This is a genomic window from Iodobacter arcticus, from assembly GCF_042664895.1.
Classification (GTDB): Bacteria; Pseudomonadota; Gammaproteobacteria; order Burkholderiales; family Chitinibacteraceae; genus Iodobacter; species Iodobacter arcticus.
Genome location: NZ_JBHTBQ010000033.1, coordinates 213,825 through 237,255, shown reverse-complemented (window position 1 = coordinate 237,255; position 23,431 = coordinate 213,825). Strand labels below are relative to the sequence as shown.

Below are 23,431 nucleotides of genomic sequence, written 5' to 3'. Positions count from 1 at the left end.
GTTCAGGTTTACGAAAGTGAAGATGCGTTTGTGAATACATTGAGGGCGTCGTGCAAGAGCCTGTAAATTATTCCGCGAAAATGCTATTGGAATTATTAACTAATCCGGCTATACGTAAAACCCAGAAAAAAAGGCGCTGAGATCACTCAACGCCCTATTTCAAGCCATTTTTTCCAGATACATTACCAGATACGAATTCGCTCTTTACTTGGCTTATACATCGTGTCGCCTTCTTTTACGTTAAAGGCTTTATAAAAAGCGTCGCTATTCACTGCTGCGCCATTGGCGCGGAATTGGCCGGGGCTGTGGGGGTCGGTGAGTAGTAATTGTAGGGTCATGGGTTCGCGCATTTTGCTGGCCCATACTTGGCTCCAGCCTAAAAAGAAACGCTGCTCGCCGCTATAGCCGTCAATTTTGGCGGAAGGCTTGCCTGCTAATGACAGTTGATATGCCTTATAGGCCACTGCCAATCCGGATAGATCGGCGATATTCTCACCTAAGGTTAATTTGCCGTTCACATGCTTACCAGGAATCGCCTCATAGGCGTCGTATTGGGCGACCAGTTTGCTGGTTAATGCTTTAAATGCTTTGCTGTCTTGCTTGCCCCACCAGTTTTTTAAATTACCATCGCCGTCGTACTGGCTACCTTGGTCATCAAAACCGTGTGAGATTTCGTGGCCGATTACGCCGCCAATTGCGCCGTAATTCACGGCATCATCTGCGGTTGGATCAAAGAATGGCGCTTGTAAAATAGCGGCAGGAAAAACAATTTCATTCATGCTGGGGTTGTAATAGGCATTAACGGTTTGAGGCGTCATGCCCCATTCTTTGCGATCAATCGGTTTACCTAATTTGGCTATTTCACGCGCACTGGTAAAACGTTGCGCGCGTTGTAAATTACCCAGCAAATCATCGGCTTTAATGTCTAGTGTTGAATAATCAATCCATTGCTCTGGATAGCCAATTTTCACGGTAAATTTAGATAATTTTTCCTGCGCTTTAAGCTTTGTTGCTGCACTCATCCAAGTTAAATCTTTAATCCCTGTGCGATAAGATGCCATTAGGTTTTTAACCATCACATCCATTTTGGCTTTAGCTTCTGGCGTAAAATGCTTGGCAATATAAAGCTCGCCCACTGCCTCGCCTAAGCTGCTATTGGTTGCAGCAATGGCTTTTTTCCAGCGGGGCTTTTGCTCTGGCACGCCAGACAAAGCCTTACCATGAAAATCAAATGCTAAATCCACATACGCTTTAGGTAGAGCATTGGCATATTGATCTAAAGTTTTAAATTTCAGCCATACTTTTAATGTTGCTAATGGTGTTTTGGCAATAATCTGGCTCATCGCTTTAATATAACTAGGCTGAGAAACCACAACTGATTCTGCCTTGCCTTGCACGCCCATCGCTTGCCAATATTCATCCCAAGCGAAATCAGGGGCAAGTGTTTTTAATTCGGCCAGTGTTTTTTTATTATAGGTTTTTTGCGGATCACGGTTTTCAACCTTGGTCCATTGCACTTGGGCTAGCTCAGTTTCAAAAGCCAGCAAAGCCGCAACATCAACTTGCGATTCACCCGATAATTTTAATAATCGCTCAAAATAAATCGCCAATGCTTCGCGTGCGGCCATAAATTTTGCATCTGATTTTAAATAGTAATCACGATCTGGCAGGCTCAACCCAGTTTGATACACATTGATAATATAAGCCGTTGAATTTTTTTCGTCTTGCCCTACATAAACACCAAAGGGTGCGTTCAAGCCCAACAGGCTAAGCTGGGCAAATTGCGCTGCGAGTTCTTTTTGATCTTTTAAATCTGCAATTGCCGCTAAAGTTGCTTGCAAAGGGGCTAAGCCGCGTTGCTCAACCAGTGCTTCATTCATATAGCTTTGATATAGATCGCCCACTTTTTTTACAGCAGAGCCCGGCGCACCATTTTGGCTAGCCGCCATTTCTACAATACTGCGAACTTGCGCTTCGGCCCGATCGCGCAAAATTAAAAATGCACCATGCGACGGCTTATCGCTGGGTATTTCGGTATTTTTTAGCCATGTGCCATTTACGGAATGATACAAATCATCTTGCACCCGAATACTTTGATCAAAACGCTCTGCATCCAGACCAGAACGAGAAGTGGCCTGCGCGCCAAAAGCCAGAGTTGCCGCAATAATCGATAAAGCGAATTGTTGTTTCATTCAAAAGCCCCGTAAATAAGTGTATCGCTCAATTTAAAATGACGATGCACGATAATGAGTTCAAGCAATCTGTGGCATATAATGCCTTAAGGCTGTCCGGGCGTGAAAGAAAAACCAAGTAAAACAATAAAAATGCATCAGAGACGCCTTATAAACAGTAGATATGCTAAAGTTTTTACGAATTACGTCGATACTTGGCATAATGACTGTAATAGCAAGTCACACTGGCCCGTGACGAAGGATGAAACACCATGAAAATCGACCAAAGCAAACCACTAAATACGGTACCAAGCCGTAGCAGTGAGCGCGCCCCAAACACCAGCTCCGCAAGTGCCGAGCGAACCAATACGGATAGCGTTACCATCAACCCGCTTGCCGCCAAGCTCAGCCAAATCGAACAAAGCTCAAAACCAAGTTTTGATGTCGAACGGGTTGAATCCCTCAAAAAAGCCATTAGCGAAGGCCGCTTTACTGTGCGCACCGATGCCATTGCTGGCAAGATTATTCAAAGCGCACAAGAACTCCTAGGTAAGTAAATGATCCTCACCGCGCCTTTAGATAACCTGCTTCATCAGGCAATAAGCAGCATGCAAACCCTGCTTGGCCTACTAAAAGAAGAGCAAAGTTATTTAATCTCCAATCAGCTGGATTCCCTGCTTGTACTTACCATCGATAAGCAAACAGCTGCTTTTGAAGCAGAGCAGGCGGGTTTAGCACTCAGCCAGTTTTTTGCAGAGCAAGACATCAACCCACAAAGTGATATTGATGCTTGGTTTACTGAGCAGCACCCCAAGGCCTTAGTGCAGTGGCACTTATTGCTGGAACACACCCGGCAGGCCGCGGCTTTTAATACAAGCAATGGCAAGCTGATCGAAACGCGTCAGCAGCTCATCAATACTTTTATGCAGCAAGTGCTTGATGCCAGTCAGAATAGCCCGCTCTACGCCCCCGATGGCAAGCTAACATCGCTGCCGCAAGGCCAAAGACGCGATCTGGCCTAGGGATTTTGCGCCAGTAAGCTACGCCCCCCTTCGAAGCGTTGCGCAAAGTAAGGGCTGGACATCGATTCCACCCTGATCTTTCCCTTTGACGAAGGCGCGTGAATAAAGCGCCCGTCACCCAAGTAAATCCCCATATGCGAAAACGAGCGGCCCAAGGTATTAAAAAACACCAGATCCCCTGCCTGTAGCTGCTCGGTCGCCACAGGGCGAGCTAGGCTGGCGATTTGCGCCGCATTATGCGGCAACACCGCACCTACTGCATTTTTGTAGACAAAACTCACCATACCGCTGCAATCCAAGCCTGCCTCAGGATTATTACCGCCAAATTGATAGCTCACATCCAAGAGGCCCAGCGCATACATGACGATCTCGCGGCCTGCGCCAGCGGCTTGAATATTGCTCAAGGATTTAGAAGTCGAATACGGCACTTTAGTGCGTGGTGGCGTGGAGCTGCACGCGCTTAAAACTAGAATACTCAGCAATAAAATCTTCTTCAATCTAAATCCTTTAACAAGCGTTAGCCATCTACTGGATTTGCTGGTGTAGCTAGAATTAATTGATAAAACGCTAAATCCAACCAACGGCCAAATTTAAATCCTGATTGCATAATCGTACCTGCGTGACTAAAACCCAATTGCTGATGCAGGGCAATACTTGCGGTATTGTCTGCATCAATTCCACCAATTAAGGTGTGATAGCCCTGCTCTTGGGCTTTTTCAATAAGGAGTAATAATAGTTTTTTACCCAAGCCCTGCCCGCGATGATCAGGGTGAATATAAATCGAATGCTCAATAGAATATTTATAGGCAGGCCGTACACGAAACGCGCCATAAGATGCAAAGCCTAATAAAACACCCGCCTCATTTTCAACGCCTAACACCGGCAAATGATTTGCTTCTTTATCTGCGAACCAATCTACCATACTGGCTAAAGGCCGCAAGCTATAATCATAAAGCGCCGTAGAGTTAACAATGGCCTCATTAAATATAAAGAGTATCTGCTCTGCGTGCAGTGCATAAGTACAAGAAACAATCCGCATTATTTACCCTTCGCTCTAATTATTGAATCAAAAAAAACACCTCGAAATCGCTCCCTCGGTGTTTTTATACATACAGCCTTAAAAAACGGCTTTTAGATCAGGAATGTGAGCGCTTGTAATCCACATCGCAATCAGTCAATACAATCACACGAGGATGTGTTTGCAAGAACGATGCAGGCACTTGAGTGGTAATCGGGCCATTTAAAGTGCGATCCAGAATCTCAGCTTTTTCTGCGCCTTTCACCACCAATAAAATAGACTTGGCATGCAAGATTGAACCCATGCCCATCGTTAATGCATGGGTGGGCACATCATCAATGCTATTAAAGAAGCGTTTATTGGCTTCACGGGTTTCTGGTTTTAAAGTCACTTTATGTGTAAAGCGGGATAAAGATTCATCCGGCTCATTAAAGCCAATATGCCCGTTATGGCCAATACCCAGAATCTGCATATCGACCAAACCTTTTTGATAAATCAGCTCATCATAACGACGACCTTCTTCATCCAAATCATCGGCATTACCATTAGGCACGTAAGTATTTTCCGGCTTAATGTCGATATGATTAAACAAATGGCTTTGCATAAAGCTACGATATGATTCCGGATGAGTAACAGGCAAACCTGCGTATTCATCCAGATTAAACGTAGTTACTTCTTTAAAACTCACCAAGCCCTGCTTAAAGCTCTTTACGATTTCCTGGTAAATGCCAACAGGGGTACTACCGGTAGCCATACCCAAAATAGCATTAGGCTTAGAACGCACAACAGAGAGTAGTAAGTCCGCACCAACACGGTTTAGCTCATTTTGGTCTTTGAATTTATGCAAAATCATGATTTTAGGTATTCCGAAATAAGTAAAACAACGTAGATACTATACGCGACTCAACAAACTTTGTTGATGCAAAGCACAACAGAAGTAAAAAAAATCAAGAAAACAACCAAGGCTGCTCAATACGGCGCTGAGCCTCAAAAGACTTAATCTCTTCGGCGTGATTCAAAGTCAAACCAATTTCATCCAGACCATTTAATAAGCAATGCTTGCGATGCCCTGTTATATCAAAACCAAAAGTCTGGCCTGATGGCGTAACAACCGTTTGTGCTACTAGATTAACAGTCAAGCGGTAGCCCTCTGCGGCTTCACTTTCTGCAAATAGCTGCTCAACTACGGCACTATCTAAAACAATGGGGAGCAGCCCGTTTTTGTAGCAGTTATTAAAGAAAATATCGGCAAAGCTTGGTGCAATCACAACGCGAAAGCCAAAATCATCAATCGCCCACGGTGCATGCTCGCGGCTAGAGCCACAACCAAAGTTGTCCCTTGCCAGCAACACTTCTGCACCTTGATAGCGCGGAAAATTCAGCACGAACTCAGGATTAGGCTGGCGCAGACTGTTATCCATGCCCGGCTCGCCGTGATCCAGATAACGCCATTCATCAAACAGATTCGGGCCAAAACCAGAGCGCTTGATCGATTTTAAAAACTGCTTAGGAATAATCGCATCGGTATCCACATTGGCGCGATCCAGCGGGCAAACCAAACCATTTAACTGCGTAAATGCTTTCATTTATTAGCCGCCTTTTCGATGGCTTCGCCACCTTTTTTAATATCTTTGCCCATGCCCGATACGGTGTTACACGCTGTCAGCCCAAGTATCAGAAACATCAATATCAGTGTTGTAATCCGCTTCATTATTTTTCCTTTAAGCCAGCTGGCGCACATCAACAAAATGACCTGCAATGGCCGCTGCTGCCGCCATTTCTGGGCTGAGCAAATGGGTGCGCCCGCCTTGGCCTTGGCGGCCTTCAAAATTACGATTGCTGGTAGAAGCACAGCGCTCGCCCGGCTCTAAACGATCCGCATTCATTGCCAAGCACATCGAGCAACCCGGCTCACGCCACTCGAAACCCGCCGCAACAAATATTTTATCCAAGCCTTCAGCTTCGGCCTGCGCTTTAACAAGGCCAGAGCCTGGCACCACCAGCACCAGCTTCACATTGGCCGCCTTGGTTTTACCCTTGGCAATGCCTGCTGCTGCGCGCAAATCTTCGATGCGGGAGTTGGTACAGGAGCCGATAAACACTTTATCGATCTGAATATCGGTCAGCGGTGTATTGGCGGTCAGGCCCATGTATTGCAAAGCGCGCTCGTAACTACCGCGCTTTACTAAATCTGTCTCGGCAGCAGGATCTGGCACAGCGCCGGAAATCCCCAAGACTTGCTCTGGCGAGGTTCCCCAAGTGAGCTGAGGCTCAATCTCAGCCGCGTCCAGCGTGACCAGCGCATCGAATACCGCGCCTTCATCAGACACCAGTGTTTTCCAATGCGCCACAGCGGCATCCCACTGGCTGGCATTCGGAGAATAAGGGCGACCTTTCAGGTATTCGATGGTTTTATGATCCACCGCGATCATGCCCGCACGTGCGCCCGCTTCAATCGCCATATTACAAAGCGTCATCCGCCCTTCGATAGAAAGCGAGCGGATCGCCTCACCACCAAACTCGATGGCATAGCCCGTGCCGCCTGCTGTGCCTACCTTGCCAATAATCGCCAGCGCCACATCTTTTGCCGTTACACCACGGCCCAAAACGCCATCCACACGGATCAACATGGCTTTAGATTTTTTGGCAACCAGCGTTTGGGTGGCCATCACATGCTCGACTTCAGAAGTGCCAATGCCATGCGCAAGGGCGGCAAAAGCGCCGTGTGTAGAGGTGTGACTATCGCCACAAACCACGGTCATGCCAGGTAAGGTCGCGCCATTTTCCGGGCCCACCACGTGCACAATACCTTGCTTCTGATCTTTAAACGGGTAATAAGCCAGTGCGCCGAATTCTTTGATATTGGCGTCCAGCGTTTCTACTTGCAGACGAGAAATCGGATCTTGAATACCCAAATCCCAGTGATCAGTCGGGGTATTATGATCGGCAGTCGAAACAATCGAAGACTTGCGCCATAGCGTTCTGCCCGCTAACTTCAAGCCTTCAAAGGCTTGCGGGCTGGTGACTTCATGCACCAAGTGACGATCAATATAAATAAGGCAGGTGCCATCGTCTTCGGTGCGAACAACGTGGGAATGCCAAAGTTTGTCATAAAGTGTCTGAGCCATGGCGATAGTCTAGAAAAGTCAGGACCCTCGAAACTAGCATAGAAGCCCTTTTGCCACAACCGCGTAAGCAAGACTTATGCCGATGTAGTTTAAATAAAATAGTTACATCCAAACCTGAGGAAGCCAAATGCACCGATCACTTCTCGCCCTGATGCTGCTCGCCAGCGGCTGGGCCCATGCCGCCTCTTGCCTGAGCGTGGTAGAAAACATCAACCGCCAGCTGCGCCCTGGCACAAATACCAGTGAGCTAACGGAAATCCTCAGCAGCCTGAATCAACAAAACCGCCTACCCGCTAAGTTTGTGACCAAACGCGAAGCACAAGCGGCAGGCTGGCGACCCGGCAGCAGCCTCTGGCAAAGCCTGCCGGGCAAATCAATTGGCGGTGATCGCTTTGGCAATCGCGAAAACCGCCTGCCACGGGGTCAGTATCAGGAAGCAGATTTAGATTACCAAGGCGGCAAACGTGGCGCGAAACGTATTGTTTTTAGCAAGAATGGCCCGCGTTTTATTACCGTAGATCACTATCAAACCTTTACCGAGGTGCCCTCATGTCAATAACTCAGAAAGTTGTACTTAAGCACATCCGTAAGCTCAGCGATGCCTACCAGCAATTAACAGCCCAGCTGGATTTTTCTAACGATCCGATTAACAACCTAGATGCGCTTTATGACGAACTAAGCGCAAGCTTGGAAGGTCCCATCCAAATTACCTGGGAAAACAGCGCAGAGGCTAAAGGCGCATTAGGAAAAGAAGATTACGCAGCACTACTGGCCGTCTTTGAAGACGCAGCGGCAGAGAGGGATGATTTAACGGTGATTATCAAGCCTTAAGCGATTCACGAGCGGGCAAACTACCTTAAACCTTAGCCGTCCGCTCGCTGCACACCTCAGTAATACCACTACAAAACCCAAAGCTTGAAACTTCAGCACCACAGAAAACACGGGCACTTAACAGAGAAAACCTATTTCTTGATGCTTTCTCTGCAGCACTCTGTGCTCTTCTATTTCTCTGTAATTTAAGGTTTGGCTTTTATGCGAAGGGAAAATCCCCCGCTACCCGTTAATCAAAAGAGAAGGTGTAATAGGCATCACCCGTGGTTTCGTCTGTACCGATTCGTGAAACCAAGGACCATCCTTTAGTGAGCTGCCAGGTGAATTTCACCGCATCGCGTAAGCCATTTATGCTTTTCTCTAGTGAAACGCGTACATTTTTGCTCAGCTGCTTGCCTACAGACACCACCTGGGTTGATGTGCCGTCTTTTTCTTTCTGGCTGCTAAAACCCACATCATCAAGGCCAACTTTGCCAAGGATTCCCTCGCTAAAGCTGGCGTTATCGCCTGACGTCAGTAGCGCATTAGCCACTTGCAGCATCAGCGCGCTATCAGATTTATCCATGCTATCCGAGCCATGCCCGAACAAGAGCCAGCTGAGTTTTTCACTATCAGGCCGGTTCGGTTCGGAATAAAGCCTTACCTGCGGCTTTAATGCCGTACCCGACACCTGCACCCCCGCCTCAACTTCCTGCCCGCGCCGCATCGCCAGCACATCTAAGCCCGGATTATCAATCGGCCCTTGAAAAGCCAGCACACCGCGCTCGATATCCAGCTTCTGGCCATAAGCACTATAGGTGCTGCGCGCATTGCCTTCGTTTTCTGCCACTTGCACCACACCATGTGCTGTAGGCGCTTGATTGGCTTGTGTACGCAAGCGCAGCAAACCCGCCAAACGCGCATCCAGACCATAGCCACGGAAGCGAAAGTTTTTCCCTAAATCGATATCCATTTGCAAGGACAACTTAGGCCCTGCATCAACCGGTGCTTTGCTCCGCCCTTTAATCACAACATCATCGGAGAGCTTGGGCACATCATTCGATTGAAAGCGAATATCGCCCTCATCCGCCTTAAGCTGGCCGCTGACGCTCATGGCTTTATCTCTGAGCGTGATATTGCCCTGCCCCGACATCACCACCAGCATATCGGCCTTACTGATTAAGGTGAGCTTATTTGCCGTGACTTGAGCGCTGGCACTCGGGCTAGGGCCAGCCAAATCAAATGTCCCCTTCGCATCCAAAGTACCTTGCCCGCCTTTAAACTGGAACTGCTGCAAATTAATCAGCCGCTTATCCAAGCTCACTCTGACTTTGCCTTCTTGCAAAGACAAACCCGTGGCCGCATCGCGCACCGACAAATCATCGCCATATACAAAACCAGTCCATTCATTGTTTTTAAGTAAGCCGGTGTGGCGCACTTCAAAACGGCCACTGCCTGCCAGCGTTAAATCTGGCCCAAGCAAGGGGCCCAACATCGCCAATTTAGGCAAATCACCTTTAATAAAGACATCTACCGGTGCGCGCTCTGCCAAACGCCAGTTCACGGCGTCTAGCAAAGCACTGCCATTGGCCTGCATCTGCCCGAAGCGCCCCGAGCTTAAATTGCCAGTAAAATTCAATATCGATTGCTTGGCATTCATTTGTAACTTTAAATCTTGCAGATCAAACTTTTGCGGCGCGGTGTTGTGCGTTACATATTTTAAATCACCCGATTGCCGGTGAATCTCCAGCTGCCCGTCTAAGCTACCCGCTGACTTCAAAGCCCAGCGTCCGCCCAGCATTAAATTACCGATCACTTCTTTTTGCCCCAGTAGCGTCAACCACTGGCCTACGGAAACTTGCTCTAGCTCGCCTGCCGTATCTAAACGGCCGTCTTGCCAGATCAACCTTTCGATATGCACCCGCGTGTCGCCCATCAGGAGACGCGCATCACCCATGCGGATCAAATTAGCCCCAGCTTCTAACGCCAGAGGTGCGGCTAAGTTGAGGGCAATCGGCTGATTCACTTGCAGGCTCTGCACTCTACCGCGCCAAACCCACAGCTCATTTAAGCCGCCTTCAAAGCGCGAGCTTACATCGATCAAACGCTCATCCTGCTGACCCTTTAGCAACAAGCTGGCACTATGCTTGGCCCGGCTACCATCCACTTTCAGGTTCAGGCTTTGTATTTGCACCCCTGCCGCCTTCGCATCGCTCACATCTGCACGGACATGCATCGGGCCTGTTAGATCGGATTGTAATTCAGCCTCTACAGCAGCCTGATTCACCGACACGCCAAATGGCGTTTGCAAGCCTGCCACAGCCAGCTGTGTGGCAATTTGCGGGCTCAGCATGGCACCTTTTAATTGTGCATCACCGCTAATTTTTCCGGCAAAGCCGGGGCCAAACTGCTGCAGCTGTGGCAACTTAATTTTAAGTTTAAGCTGATCATTGACAAGGCCCAGAGCGCCTTGGGCATCGATCCGATTCCCCCCCAGCGCCAACCACAGATCCGCATTAGAAACGCGCGTCTCTTCTATATTAAGCTGCCCCTTGCCGCTTAATACTTCGCCATTAAAGCGGCTATCACCTAGGCTGTAATCCACACTGGCTTTAATCGCAGGCTGCAAAGCTCCCGCTAGTTTAAATTGCCCGGTTATTGATCCCTTAGGGCTAGCCACAAACTCTGCCGGATTAATCCCGGCAAATTCACCGATCAGCTTGAAATCATTTTTTGCCACGCCCTTTGCATCCAGCAAGCCCAATTCGCCCCGCAAAGACACACTGCTATTTGCTCTGGATAAGCGAGCCTGGCGCAATGCGATACGGCGCTCATGCTTAGGATTTAACCAGCCCATATCCAGATCAAGCGCCACATTACGCTGTTTATCGGCCAGCTTGGCCAACACATCAGGAGCCAGCCACGGGCCTTTTAAGTGGATAGTGCCCCCCAAAGAGGCTGGCGGCTGGCGAGAGAAGAGCTTGGCAGGGTCGATTTTAGCCAAATCAAGCTGCAATTTAAGCTGGCCCTTATCCAGATGGCCCGCCCCTTTAATTTGCCCTTGCCCCAGCAAATCAAGCGACATCGCTTTAAGCGTGACTGTTTCTTTTAGATACCCTAATTTGCTGCTGATCTGGGTGAAGGGCAGCCCGCCCTGATCCACCATTAAGGGCATGGCGTTACGGATTTCTAAAGAGCCACTGGCGGCATTCTCACCCAACGGCACAACGGATAAAGATACATCAAGCAATGCTTTAGGCAGGCCTGGCATAAGCAACGCAGGATTAAGCTGCTGAAGCTTAATCTGGCCTTCACTCAGCAATTGATAGGTATAGGGCGCAAACACATCAAGCCGTGCATTAATCATGGCCTTAAGCTGATTACTTTTCACATCGCCTGTCAGGCGCAATTTACGCAGCTCGCCACTCAATTTGATTTGCGATTGCAAGGGCTGGTTTTCCGCCTTACCGCTTAGCTCTAGCTGGCCGGAAGTCACAAAGGGCAAAGTGCCCACTAACGCTAGGTTGCCTTTCAGAGTGGCATCAATTTGCGGCAGCTTCAGCTTTAGCTGATCCAAAGCAAGCTGATGGAAACGGCCATTACTCGCCAGCTTAAAGCGCAGCGATTCAATATCGGGTGAGCCTTTAATGCTTAGGCGATCAATCTGTGCCTGATCGATATGCAGACCAATGGGCAGCGTCATACTATCTGGCGGCGGCGATGGCGGCTTGTCTGGCGGGCTAGGTTTGATATCAACCTCTAAATGGCCGATCACCAGCTCATCAAGCGATAAATCACGCGCCAGCAGGCTGTATGGGCTCCACGCCAGACTCACTTTATCAATCGCAATTTTGACATCGGCGGTATCAACCACCAAGCCACGTAGTGCAAAATCTGACCATAAAGAGCCATCAATAGCGCGTAGCTTAGCCATACCACTCTGATTAACTTGCTTCACCAGCCAATCCCGACCCGTTTGTGAGTCAAAAAAAGCCAAAGAGAGGGTCAATAAAAACACCGGCACAAGCAGCAAGAGTAGCAATACACCAATCAAGCGGCGAAACAGAGAATACTTAGGACGCAAAGGAGGTGCAGCAGCAGGTATCTCGGGATTAGGCGCTGGGTTAGTTTGCATTTTAGAAGGTCACCCCCATCGAAAAATGCACCCGGAATTGTTTCTCTTCCACACCTCTTGCCACATCCAGACCAATCACGCCCACGGGGCTCACCCAACGCGCACCCAGCCCAACCCCAGTCGAGCCGCGCCAGTCTTTCCACTGATCTCCCACACCACCATGATCAACAAATACCGCACCCAACCAGTCTTTATAAACAGGTGTCTGAAATTCTAAAGAGCTCACTGCCATCACCCGGCCAGGTACGGTAGAGCCGCCTGCCGATAAGCCCAAGCTTTGATAATCATAACCACGCACCGAGGAAGAGCCCCCAGTACGGAACAACCAATCAGACGGCACATTAAAAGATTCTTTAGTAAAGGTATCCCCCAACTCTAAACGCCCCACCACCACACTTTTTTCCCCCACAGGCCAGAACTGCACGCCACGACCATAAATGCGCACAAAGCTTTCATCCGACAACAGGCCTTTAAGTGCCCCACCGCCCTCTAAAGTAATCACATTGCCCGAACGTGGGTTTCTGATACGGTCTACATCGCGGCGCACCCATTGATACTTGGCAGTTAAGGATTGCGGATCAGACACCGTGCCATCGTTTAACTCGCGGCGCTCCATTTGGTATTCAATTGCGATTAAGCGATCAATATTTTCATCGGTAATGCTTCTGGAAACCCCGGTTTTCCACGTGCTGGTAGCTAAGCCCTGAATATCTTCACGCACAAAGCTGCCATAAACCCGATGCACATAGCCTGAGGCAAAGCGGGGGAAAGTCACCCCGGCATTAAATGACTGCTCTTTTTGCTGCAAACGAAAACCAGTATCGAGCACCCACGCCCGATCCAGCAGATTTAAATAACGGTAATCAAATGAACCACGCACACCGGTATTAGTGCTAAACCCCAAACCAGTACTGATTTTGCTTAAAGGCGCTTCCTGCACGGTAACTTTTACCGGCGCAATATAAGGCGGATCAGCCGGCAGATCGACATCAACTAAAACAAGGGAAAAATGCGGCAGATTCTGCAGATAGGTTTGCAGCTCTAATAAATCATTACGGCGGTATTCAGCGCCTTCATGAAACTGAACATTATTGCGAACCAGCTTTTCAGGGTAACGCGATAAGCCGGTAATACTTAATGGCCCGTAGTAATAAGCAGGCCCGCTATCTATATCTATCGTTAAATCTACCGTGTGGTTTTCCGGGTCAACGCTCGCTTCGGCACGCAGCATCCTAGCGGCAGGATAGCGGCGATTCAAGAGTGTGCTGATCGCACGGCGCTTGCCATCATCCCAAGCTCTTTGGCGAAACACACTGCCTTCAGGCAAAGGCCATGTTTGCTCCTGCCTATCGATCAGGCGCTTCATCCGCGCCTCATCTGGAATAACACCACCAGTGTAATTGACGTCTACATTGCGAACCCGCGTGGGCTGCCCCGCATCCACATACAGAGAAACTAGAGCGGGTGTGGTTGATTCTCCCAGCTTGATTTTAACCGTGGGCGAAAAGTAACCCTCGGTCGATAACAAACCACTCACCGCTTCAGGTGCATTGTCGATCAGGCGCAAAAGCTGCTCTCTCGTCATCCTTTTTTCAGTTTCCATGCGCGATAAATCCAGATGCTTGTCGAGAAGATCGAACAAATCATCAGGCGCTTCAATCTCTAAAACATAGGGAAAATAGACGTTTTGTTCTGCATCGATAGCAGGCGGCTCATCCGCAAGAGCCAGCACAGGGAACGCCAAAACAAGGACGAAAAATGACCGAACAATCATGAGGGTGATTTTAAAAAGAGACAAGGCCGCTACTTTACCGCATGGGGGGCGCAGCAGACAAAAAAGAACCCGGTCTGTATACGCATCCGAAGATGCAAAACACAGAGCCGGGTAACAAGAAAGACCAGATGAAGAGTCAAAACATACTACACACACAACAACCTACTACTTACCACACTTACAAACAGCTAAACCGACAGATCAACGAGTTGCAATAAAACCTTGGGATTTCAACAGCAAGTTTTGAGCAGATTCGATGTTCTTAAAAATAATTTGCAAGGTACGCATTTGCATCTCCTTAAAAGTTTGGGCCAGAAGTCTGTTCCCAATCAAGCAATGGAGTAACTTTAACAAAACTACCGAGCACCCGCAAGTATTTTTGTAGTAAAACTACCTGTATATTTGCAAAAAAACAAACCAAAGACTACAAAAAATATAATTATCTTTATAAAATACAAAGAGATAGCATGTATTAAAAATAAAAATAAATAACATTACAATGTAATTTAACTACACACATATTGCGCCGTCACTACTCGATGTGGCGCTAACAAGGGAGCCCAAAAGAGAAGACTGGCGCGCGCAAGATCAAAAAAAGGGATCCTGCAAAATATCGCAACACCCCCTGATCGCTCTTCGGCATCAAGCGCAACAAACAAGCAACCCAATGGCAAACACATGCCAACAACATGCAGAAAATCGCCATGCAGCGGCTGTTTATTGCGCCACGGCAGTAGCGATCGCAAACAAAGTGGCCGTTAAAATCACCACTGTGATATAAATCACTTACCCAGCAAAGCAGACTTTAATGAATCGTTCACTGGCGCTTTACCCAGCCAGATTGACAACATCGCTGCAGCAAAATCATCGCCCGCAATCGTCGTATAGGTTTTACCGCGCACCGTAACGCGTGTTCCCTGCCCCGGAATAAAATCAAGCAAAATCACATCCCCTTTGGCTGCGGTCTTTACTTGTTTAAACACTTGCTCCAGCTCGGCAATTTTTGGCGCCAATATCACTAAAGCCGCCTCGCTTTGATTCGCTTTTAAGCTATCTACAAAGCCTTCATGCATGGTTGCGGCCGAAACTTCACGCAGCATGCGCAGCTCCATACGGCGAGGCGCTGCACCATTGACGACCGAGCTTGCATCTTGCGTTTTAACCGGCACATAAAGCGCGGCCAGATAGACATCAAAAAATACTTTTTTACGCACGCCTGCACCATTTAGCGCCAAAGACTGGCTGGCCAACTCGGCGCGATCCGCCAGATTCACCCCCGCCACTTCCAAAGCCATGCTGCTTTGTGCCGCCAGCACAAAAGATGCGGTCATCAGTAGTTTTTTCATTTTTTCATTTCCTTGAAAAAAAACCCACGGATTTGAATCCGTGGGCAAAAGCCTTGATCTGATAGGCAAGCACTTACAGCGATTGGATAATCCCTGCTGCGCCCATACCGGTACCGATACACATAGAAATCATGCCGTATTTACCAGCCATACCATGACGACGCATACCGTGCACGATGGTCGCCGCGCGAATCGCGCCGGTTGCACCCAGTGGATGGCCCAAAGCAATCGCGCCGCCCAGTGGATTAACTTTGCTCATGTCCAGATTAAGATCACGTGCCACGGCCAAGGCTTGCGCAGCAAAGGCTTCGTTCAGCTCAATCCAGCCCAAATCATCCAGCGTCAGGCCAGCTAACTTCAGTGCAGCTGGAATCGCTTCCTTCGGGCCAATTCCCATGATGTGCGCCGGTACACCTTTTACTGCAAAGGTCACATAACGCGCCAAAGGCACAAGGTTAAATTGTTTCAGAATACGCTCGGAAACCAGAATCACCGCGCCTGCACCATCGGACATTTGCGAGCTATTACCCGCGGTGACTGAGCCTTTAGCCGCGAATACGGTTTTAAGCTTAGCCAAGCCTTCCATCGTTGTACCCGCGCGCGGGCCTTCGTCGGTATCACAAATTTTGCTGGTGACTTCTACTTCGCCTGTTACCAGATTAGGTGTGCGCGCGAAGACTTCCAGCGGGCTAATTTCGTCTTTGAATTCGCCTGTGGCAATCGCATGCAGGGCACGGCGGTTTGATTCCACCGCAAATGCGTCTTGGTCTTCACGAGACACATTCCACTGCTCGGCTACTTTTTCTGCCGTCAGGCCCATACCAAAAGCAATACCGAGGTTTTCGTTTTTAGTGAAAATCTCAGGATTCAGGGAGATTTTATTTCCCATCATCGGCACTTGCGACATGCTTTCAGTACCCGCCGCAATCATCACATCGGCTTCGCCCAAACGGATTTTATCCGCCGCCATCGCAATGGCATTCACGCCTGAGGAGCAGAAACGATTGATGGTTACACCACCTACCGTATCTGGCAACCCCGCCAGTAGCACAGCCATACGAGCAATATTCATCCCCTGCTCGGCTTCTGGCATGGCGCAGCCAACAATCACGTCTTCGATCAGCTTAGGATCCAGCTGAGGCACTTGCGCCAGCGCACTTTTTAATACATGGGCCAGCAAATCATCCGGGCGAACATTGCGCAACATACCGCGCGGTGCTTTACCAACCGGGCTGCGAGTCGCAGCGACGATATAAGCTTCTTGAATCTGTCTGCTCATTTTGAGCTCCTAAAGTATTAGATCGCCACAACATCCAAACCTGAAAACCATAAACCATAAACCCTCAACACGGAGAACACGGAGGAAAAGGAGAAAACCAAGCAAAACCATCTATCTGTAAACAGATCTTAAGTGGAAACTATCATGCTTTTCTCCGTGAAACTCTGTGTTCTCTGTGTCCTCCGTGGTTCAAGATTTGGGTGTTGCAGCTTTAGATGTCAATTAGTTACGCAGCGGCTTGTTGTTTTCCAGCATATACATGATGCGCTCTTGCGTTTTGCCGGTTTTCAGCAGCTTCATAAAGCGTTCACGTTCCAGCTTCAAGATCCATTCTTCGTCCACCAGCGTGCCCGCATCTACATCACCACCGGTCATGATTTCGGCGATATGGCCGGCAATCAGGTAGTCGTGCTTAGAAATAAAGCCGCCTTCCAGCATATTGATCAGCTGGCCCTTGATGGTGGCAGCGCCTGCGCGGCCCGCTACAGCAAATGCTTTTGGCTTAACCGGTGCTTTGTAGCCTGATTCGCTCATGGCGCGTACTTGCGCTTTAGCCACGTAGAGCAATTCATTCGGGTTAAACACAATAATATCGGAGCTACGCAGATAGCCAATTTGCTGGCCTTCTTCTGCACTTGTACCCACTTTCGCCATCGCTACCGACAGGTAGTAATCTTTCAGTGCGCCAACGATATCGCCCTTCGCTTCTTGCGAGGCACGCAGTGCAAATTCTTTACAACCGCCACCTGCAGGCAAGAGACCCACGCCCACTTCAACCAATCCGATGTAGGTTTCAAGGCAAGCCACAACGCGTGAGCAGTGCATTAAGAATTCACAACCGCCACCAAAGGCATAGCCCTGAGCCGCGCCAACCACCGGCACTGCGGCATATTTGATGCGCATGCTGGCTTTTTGGAATTCGGCCACCATGTTTTCGATCGAAGCAAAGTCGCCAGTCATAAAGGCTGGGCCCATGCTCATCAAATCTGCACCTACCGAGAACGGTGCTTCTGGATGCCAAACCACCAAGCCAGCGTAGCGCTCTTCAGCGATCGTAACCGCTTGATTTACGCCAGCCAGAACATCTGGGCCGATGCAATGCGCCTTGGTTTTAAAGCTAAGCACAGCCACATCTTCACCCGGCTGAACCCAGAGGCGAACGCCGTCATTTTCAAAAATCGTTTCGCCATACACAGGCGCTGCATCACCGACCACGGTTGGTGGATAAAGCTGACGCTTATAAACCGGCAAGTTGGAGCGTTGTTTGAGTGCATTGTCTGCCGCACTGAAAGAGCCTGCTGGCGTATGCACTGCATCACGCGAAGCCACCCAAGCTGGCAGAGCCACATCGCTCATCGCTTGGCCTGCAGCTGAATCCGCAGCAATGGCCGCAGCAATCTCTTTCCAGCCAGCGGCTTGCCACTGCTCAAATGGGCCCTGATTCCAGCCGAAACCCCAGCGAATCGCAAAATCCACATCGCGTGCATTGTCTGCGATCGTATCGAGGTGATAGCTGATGTAATGCCATACATCGCGCATGCAGGCCCAGAGGAATTGCGCTTCTGGATGAGCCGATTCGCGCAATGCTTTAAAGCGTGCAGCCGGATCGGTAATTTTCAGCAGCGCTTTAACTTCATCGCTACCCTTCTGGCCGCCGGCAATATATTCGCCAGTGCTTGGATCAAGCATCAACACATCACGGCCTACTTTCTTGAATACGCCCGCCTTGGTTTTTTGGCCCAAAGCGCCGTTTTCAATCAGCTTTTGCATCCAAGCCGGAACGGTGAAGTATTTATGCCAAGGATCTGCGGCCAGTTGCTCGGTCATGGTTTTAACCACATGAGCAAAAGTATCAAGGCCAACCACGTCGGCAGTGCGGAAAGTCGCTGATTTCGGACGACCCAAGCGTGGGCCAGTCAGATCATCAACCACATCAAAACGGATGCCGAGGCGTTCGGCGTGATAAATCGTTGCCAGCATGGAGAACACACCAATGCGGTTGGCAACAAAGTTAGGGGTGTCTTTAGCGCGTACTACGCCCTTGCCCATGCGGGTAGCAAGGAAGCTTTCCAGCGCGTCCATCATCGCAGGATTAGTCTGGGAATCAGCAATCAACTCAACCAGATACATATAACGTGGCGGATTAAAGAAATGAATACCGCAGAAACGGCTGCGTAGCTCAGCAGGCACACCGCCCGCCAAGGAATTAATCGATAGCCCAGAAGTATTGGATGCCAAAATAGCATGTGGAGCTACGAAAGGAGCAATCTTGGCATATAGATCGAGTTTCCAATCAAGGCGTTCAGCAATGGCCTCAATAATTAAATCGCAATCTTTTAATTTTTCTAAATCAGAGCCATAATTAGCTGGCTCAATATGATCCGCACGCATAGCAGAGGCTAATGGCGACGGTTTCATTTTTTTAAGATTGGCAATTGCCTTTGTTGCAATGCCATTTGCATCGCCTTCTTTGGCAGGCAAATCAAATAAAACGGTTTTAATTCCCGCATTGGCAAGATGGGCAGCAATTTGCGCTCCCATTACGCCCGCGCCGAGAACGGCAACCTGACGGATATGCACGGTATTGGCCATGTTTAGCCTCGCTAAAAGGAAAGGAAGAGCGGCGAGAGCCGCCCAGAGTCACTAGGCCCTCCCCGAAGGGAGGGATAAAAACGATTAGAAGCGGTAATTCAATTGCGCGCCAAATACATTGGCATACGCAGAAACATTTGCATTCGTTGTTACAGCATTGCTGCTATCAATATTCGCCATGCTTGAATCTTTAAACTTCACATAGGTATAAGCTACATCCACTGACATATTTTTATCAATGGCGTAATTAAACCCAGTAGAGAACCAATAACGATCGCTATCTGGCAAGTTAGCAATACGATATTTCGCCTGATCCGCCGGTGATTGATCGTAAGCCAGACCCACACGCAACTTCAAAGGATCGTTATATTGATAACTTAAACCTAAAGAGAAACGATCAGTATCGCGCCACTTTTGTTCAATATCCGCATTAAAACCTGCATCTGTTTTCAGAATTAAATCTTGAAATTTAGAATGCCAGGTGTGTGTCCAATCGCCCGTTAATGCGAATTGATTATTTAATTTTTTATAAAAGTTAATCGCAAATGAATCTGGTGTTTCTAAATCGACTGTACCATTTGAATTAAGCAGCTTTCCAGCCACCGAAATACTCGGAGGGAAAACAGACGGCACGGTAAACTTAGTATCACCTTGCAGGCTATGGCTTAGGCTAGAACGATAAGCCGCACCAAAGCGCAAACTATCATCCACTTTCCAGGTCACTCCCAGATTAAAGCCATAAGCCCAGTCGTCCCCCTCGTAATCCATCGATCCATCAAGGGCCGGAGTAGGATTGCCACCTACGGTTAGCTTGCCTAGATCAATCATTTTCTTAAAGCGCGCTTTCATATATTGGGCGGTAACACCTGCGCCCACAGAAAACTGCTCATTGATTTTGTACGCAACAGAAGGATTGAGTGCTAGCGTCATTAATTCAAGATCGGTACCGTTGTAACGGCCGATCCATTTTTCATCAAAATTGGTTTTATCGCCAAACGGCACAAACATGGCCAAGCCGACAAACAGTTGATCGTTTACTTGATGGGTAATATAGCTTTGCGGAACAAACACAGGGCCTGTAGGTGAACCGCCATCATTCCCGGTAACAGGCTTACCGCGGCTATTACTCGCATTCAGATTAGACAAGCTAATACGCGGATCTACTACAATCAAAGCACCCGATATATTGGTGCCGCGCAAATTGGTCATACCCGCAGGGTTATAAAACAATACAGAAGCGTCTTCTGCCTCGGCAGCATTTGAATTAGCAACACCTTGCGAGCTCACACTTTGCACACCAAAATGGTAACCCGAAGCAAGCACATTACCAGTCAAAAATAAGCTTGCCACACCTAAAGTACGAATTGCCATACGAATAGTTCCAGACATCGTCTATCTCCTACTGTGGCCAGTGGCCTGTGGTTTAGTCCTAAGCAGTTTATCTGCAACAAACCCCAAGTACTCTTTGGTACTTTCGCTAAAAGTAAGCTAGCCCCTGCTTATTTTTTGCTTTTAGGGCCGTTTTAATTTAGGTCTTTAAATGAATGCAAGCTTATTTTTATTCAAACAACTGTTTTGGCGCATTAGGGATTTCATCCAAGGATGAAATCCCCCTGCTTTTTATGACACTGGTGGTGTTTCTGTTGCTATTTTTACACTTTCTTGACTAGTGGCTTTAGCGACTACTGCTTTTGGCTCACTGATAATGTCGCGGTGAATTGCATTATCGTCAGAGAACGTGAGCGTGGCGTCAAAATCATCCACCATAATCACTTCACGGCGTAAGCGACGTGCCCGCTCTACGGCAGCAAATTCAGCAGCAGAAATCAAACCTGCACTTTGTGCCTCAACCAAACGCTCAGCTGCTGTAATGCTCTTTAAAGTGCCTTTACGGTGCGCATTACGCAGCTTGCCTTCCAGCGCTTCAGTTTCAATCACGGCTTTCAGCGCATGCTCTAACACACCAACAGGATCACTTTCATCTTTAGAGCGGTACATATATTGCGTCAGACGATCGCGTGCTACCGATGGCTCCATCAATAGGCGGGCAATTTGTGTGCCATCGCTATCTGTTGCTGCTTTTAAGCTCAAACCAAACGGGAACACCAGAACACGCATCAAGAACGCCAGCAGACGGCTTGGGTGGTTGGCCATAAAGCCATCCATTGCCACCTGGCAATCGTAAAGCGCCGAATCAACCGCCCAAGCCACAAGTGGCAAGTCTTCTTTAGGCGCGCCATCGTCATTAAATTTCTTCAGCGCAGCCGTCGCAATATAAAGACCCGACAACATATCACCCAAACGAGCCGATAGTTTTTCACGGAACTTCAAGCTGCCGCCCAGTGAAGCCATCCCCATATCTGCCAGGAATGCAAAAGCAGAAGAGAAACGAACTACATTGCGATAACGCTGAGCCATTGCGCCAGATTTTGGCGAGCCAACTAATTTAGCGCCCGTTAAACCCATCACAAAAGCACGTACTGCATTCGATACGGCAAAGCCAATATGGCCAATCACGGCGGTATCAAAAGCGCCTAAATCTTTACTCATTGCAGCGCGTAATTCAGTCAGTACAAAAGGATGGCAACGAATTGCGCCCTGACCAAAGATAATCATGCTGCGCGTCAGAATATTCGCGCCTTCAACGGTAATCGCAACCGGGATTGCACCATAAGCACCCGCCAGATAGTTACGAGGCCCGGTACATACTGCTTTACCACCGTGCACATCCATCGCATCGTTAATCACCTTACGCATACGCTCGGTGTTGTGATATTTCAAGATGCCTGACAAGACGGATGGTTTTTCGCCCATATCGAGGCCAGCTAATGCCAAGCGCTGTGCGGCATCCATCTGGTAAGTCATCCCACCGATACGGCCCAGTGCTTCGTCCACACCTTCAAAGCGGCCAATCGACAAACCAAACTGATTACGAATCCGTGAGTAAGCACCTGTGGTGTAAGACGACACCATACCCGAGGCAACCGACATCGCAGGCAGAGAAATACAACGACCTACCGACAAACACTCAACCAGCATGCGCCAGCCTTGACCCACATAATCTTTACCACCAATGACCCAATCTAATGGAATAAAGACATCCTTACCCCAGTTTGGACCATTTTGGAACACAGCCGTGCCGGGATAATGACGACGACCAATATGTACGCCTTCGTGCTCGGTAGGAATTAGCGCGCAAGTAATACCGATATCTTCTTTTTCGCTCAATAAATGCTCAGGATCGTAAAGCTTGAACGCCATGCCAAGTACGGTAGCGATCGGGCCTAGCGTGATATAACGCTTTTCCCAAGTCAGGCGAACACCCAGTACATTTTCATGATGAACACCGGAACGTGGGTCGGTATAGCTACCACGACAAACCTTACCAAAGTCCGGAATACCACCCGCATCAGAACCGGCATCAGGGCTGGTCAGTGCAAAGCAAGGAATATCAATCCCTTTAGCTAAACGTGGCAGGTAGTAATTTTTTTGCTCGTCCGTACCATAGTGCTGCAACAGCTCGCCGGGGCCGAGTGAGTTTGGCACCATGACCGACACAGCTGCCGAACCAGAACGGGTTGCAATCTTAGTTACAACGCGGGCATGCGCGGTATTGCTGAATTCTTTACCGCCATACTTCTTCTTGATGATCATGCCCAAGAAGCCTTGGTCTTTAATAAATTGCCAAGCTTCAGGCGGCAGATCTTTATGCTGGGTAGAGATTTTCCAATCATCCAGCATCGCGCAAAGCTGCTCGGTCGGACCATCCAAGAAAGCTTGTTCTTCAGCCGTTAAGGTGGCTTGAGGAATGGCGTGCAGACGATCGAAATCAGGCTTACCCGAGAACAAATCGCGATCCCACCATACCGTGCCGGCATCAACCGCTTCTTGCTCGGTTTGCGACATTGCGGGGGTGATTTTGCGGAACACACCAAAAATCGGGCCAGTTACCAGCACTTTGCGTAATGGTTTTACATTGGCAACAGCCAAAACCACCAGCGTCACAATTGCCGTCGCCGGGTGCCAGCCTAGCAATTGCACGCCCGCCCCAATACCAGCCAGTAAGAGAAGCGATGAAAGCCATAGGGGTGCACGGCAATAAGCCAACGCAGCCACAACAACAATGGCAAGGAGCAGACACATTAAGATAGTCATG

18 protein-coding genes are annotated in these 23,431 nt (G+C 48.7%); 4 read left to right on the top strand and 14 right to left on the bottom strand.

The annotated features are described in order from the left end of the window. Window positions 1-182 precede the first annotated feature (182 nt). Window positions 183-2,192, bottom strand: a complete 2,010-nt coding sequence (locus tag ACFQNF_RS15065; RefSeq protein ID WP_380188749.1) for a M13 family metallopeptidase — start codon at window positions 2,190-2,192, stop codon at window positions 183-185. A gap of 251 nt (window positions 2,193-2,443) precedes the next feature. Here ACFQNF_RS15065 and flgM point away from each other — a divergent pair, with 251 nt between their 5' ends. Further along, window positions 2,444-2,728: a flagellar biosynthesis anti-sigma factor FlgM gene (gene flgM, locus ACFQNF_RS15060; protein ID WP_380188748.1), complete on the top strand. Its 285-nt coding sequence runs from the start codon at window positions 2,444-2,446 to the stop codon at window positions 2,726-2,728. Beyond that, a complete protein-coding gene (locus ACFQNF_RS15055) occupies window positions 2,729-3,193 on the top strand; it encodes a flagella synthesis protein FlgN (RefSeq protein ID WP_380188747.1) in 465 nt (154 codons plus the stop codon). Here ACFQNF_RS15055 and ACFQNF_RS15050 read toward each other — a convergent pair. From ACFQNF_RS15050 to leuC, 6 genes are all read right to left on the bottom strand, one after another. Beyond that, the gene (locus ACFQNF_RS15050; protein WP_380188746.1) at window positions 3,190-3,690 is read right to left on the bottom strand and encodes a C40 family peptidase; all 501 of its coding nucleotides are present in this window, start codon (window positions 3,688-3,690) and stop codon (window positions 3,190-3,192) included. The genes ACFQNF_RS15055 and ACFQNF_RS15050 overlap by 4 nt on opposite strands. A gap of 20 nt (window positions 3,691-3,710) precedes the next feature. Continuing rightward, window positions 3,711-4,232 (bottom strand): GNAT family N-acetyltransferase, encoded by a 522-nt coding sequence (locus ACFQNF_RS15045; RefSeq protein ID WP_380188745.1) that lies wholly within the window; start codon window positions 4,230-4,232, stop codon window positions 3,711-3,713. Window positions 4,233-4,329: 97 nt separating this feature from the next. After that, window positions 4,330-5,064: a glucosamine-6-phosphate deaminase gene (nagB, locus tag ACFQNF_RS15040; protein ID WP_380188744.1), complete on the bottom strand. Its 735-nt coding sequence runs from the start codon at window positions 5,062-5,064 to the stop codon at window positions 4,330-4,332. 94 nt (window positions 5,065-5,158) lie between these two features. Further along, window positions 5,159-5,797 (bottom strand): 3-isopropylmalate dehydratase small subunit, encoded by a 639-nt coding sequence (gene leuD / locus ACFQNF_RS15035; protein ID WP_380188743.1) that lies wholly within the window; start codon window positions 5,795-5,797, stop codon window positions 5,159-5,161. Then, window positions 5,794-5,922, bottom strand: a complete 129-nt coding sequence (locus ACFQNF_RS15030) for an entericidin A/B family lipoprotein (protein ID WP_380188742.1) — start codon at window positions 5,920-5,922, stop codon at window positions 5,794-5,796. The genes leuD and ACFQNF_RS15030 overlap by 4 nt, the downstream gene beginning before the upstream one ends. Window positions 5,923-5,932: 10 nt before the next feature. After that, a complete protein-coding gene (gene leuC / locus ACFQNF_RS15025; protein WP_380188741.1) occupies window positions 5,933-7,339 on the bottom strand; it encodes a 3-isopropylmalate dehydratase large subunit in 1,407 nt (468 codons plus the stop codon). A 127-nt stretch (window positions 7,340-7,466) separates the two neighbouring features. Between leuC and ACFQNF_RS15020 the strand changes: the two genes are divergently transcribed. Beyond that, window positions 7,467-7,898 (top strand): ribonuclease domain-containing protein, encoded by a 432-nt coding sequence (locus tag ACFQNF_RS15020; protein ID WP_380188740.1) that lies wholly within the window; start codon window positions 7,467-7,469, stop codon window positions 7,896-7,898. Further along, the gene (locus ACFQNF_RS15015) at window positions 7,889-8,170 is read left to right on the top strand and encodes a barstar family protein (RefSeq protein ID WP_380188739.1); all 282 of its coding nucleotides are present in this window, start codon (window positions 7,889-7,891) and stop codon (window positions 8,168-8,170) included. Before ACFQNF_RS15020 ends, ACFQNF_RS15015 begins: the two co-directional genes overlap by 10 nt. Window positions 8,171-8,399: 229 nt before the next feature. On the opposite strand, the gene ACFQNF_RS15010 is transcribed toward ACFQNF_RS15015, so the two are convergent. The 7 genes from ACFQNF_RS15010 to ACFQNF_RS14980 all read right to left on the bottom strand — a co-directional run bounded on the left by ACFQNF_RS15010 (window position 8,400) and on the right by ACFQNF_RS14980 (window position 23,430). Further along, the gene (locus ACFQNF_RS15010; protein ID WP_380188738.1) at window positions 8,400-12,284 is read right to left on the bottom strand and encodes a translocation/assembly module TamB domain-containing protein; all 3,885 of its coding nucleotides are present in this window, start codon (window positions 12,282-12,284) and stop codon (window positions 8,400-8,402) included. Between the two features lies 1 nt (window position 12,285). Beyond that, window positions 12,286-14,082, bottom strand: coding sequence for an autotransporter assembly complex protein TamA (locus ACFQNF_RS15005; protein WP_380188737.1), 1,797 nt, complete (start codon window positions 14,080-14,082; stop codon window positions 12,286-12,288). Window positions 14,083-14,840: 758 nt separating this feature from the next. Then, the gene (locus ACFQNF_RS15000; protein ID WP_380188736.1) at window positions 14,841-15,404 is read right to left on the bottom strand and encodes a chalcone isomerase family protein; all 564 of its coding nucleotides are present in this window, start codon (window positions 15,402-15,404) and stop codon (window positions 14,841-14,843) included. Window positions 15,405-15,477: 73 nt separating this feature from the next. Further along, window positions 15,478-16,683 carry an acetyl-CoA C-acyltransferase gene (locus ACFQNF_RS14995; protein ID WP_380188735.1) on the bottom strand — a complete coding sequence of 402 codons (1,206 nt, stop codon included), beginning with the start codon at window positions 16,681-16,683 and terminating at the stop codon, window positions 15,478-15,480. A 222-nt stretch (window positions 16,684-16,905) separates the two neighbouring features. Further along, complete coding sequence (locus tag ACFQNF_RS14990; RefSeq protein WP_380188734.1) at window positions 16,906-19,275, bottom strand: 3-hydroxyacyl-CoA dehydrogenase/enoyl-CoA hydratase family protein; 2,370 nt, start codon at window positions 19,273-19,275, stop codon at window positions 16,906-16,908. Between the two features lie 84 nt (window positions 19,276-19,359). Next, complete coding sequence (locus tag ACFQNF_RS14985; RefSeq protein WP_380188733.1) at window positions 19,360-20,664, bottom strand: OmpP1/FadL family transporter; 1,305 nt, start codon at window positions 20,662-20,664, stop codon at window positions 19,360-19,362. 231 nt (window positions 20,665-20,895) lie between these two features. Then, the gene (locus ACFQNF_RS14980) at window positions 20,896-23,430 is read right to left on the bottom strand and encodes an acyl-CoA dehydrogenase (RefSeq protein WP_380188732.1); all 2,535 of its coding nucleotides are present in this window, start codon (window positions 23,428-23,430) and stop codon (window positions 20,896-20,898) included. Window position 23,431 lies beyond the last annotated feature (1 nt).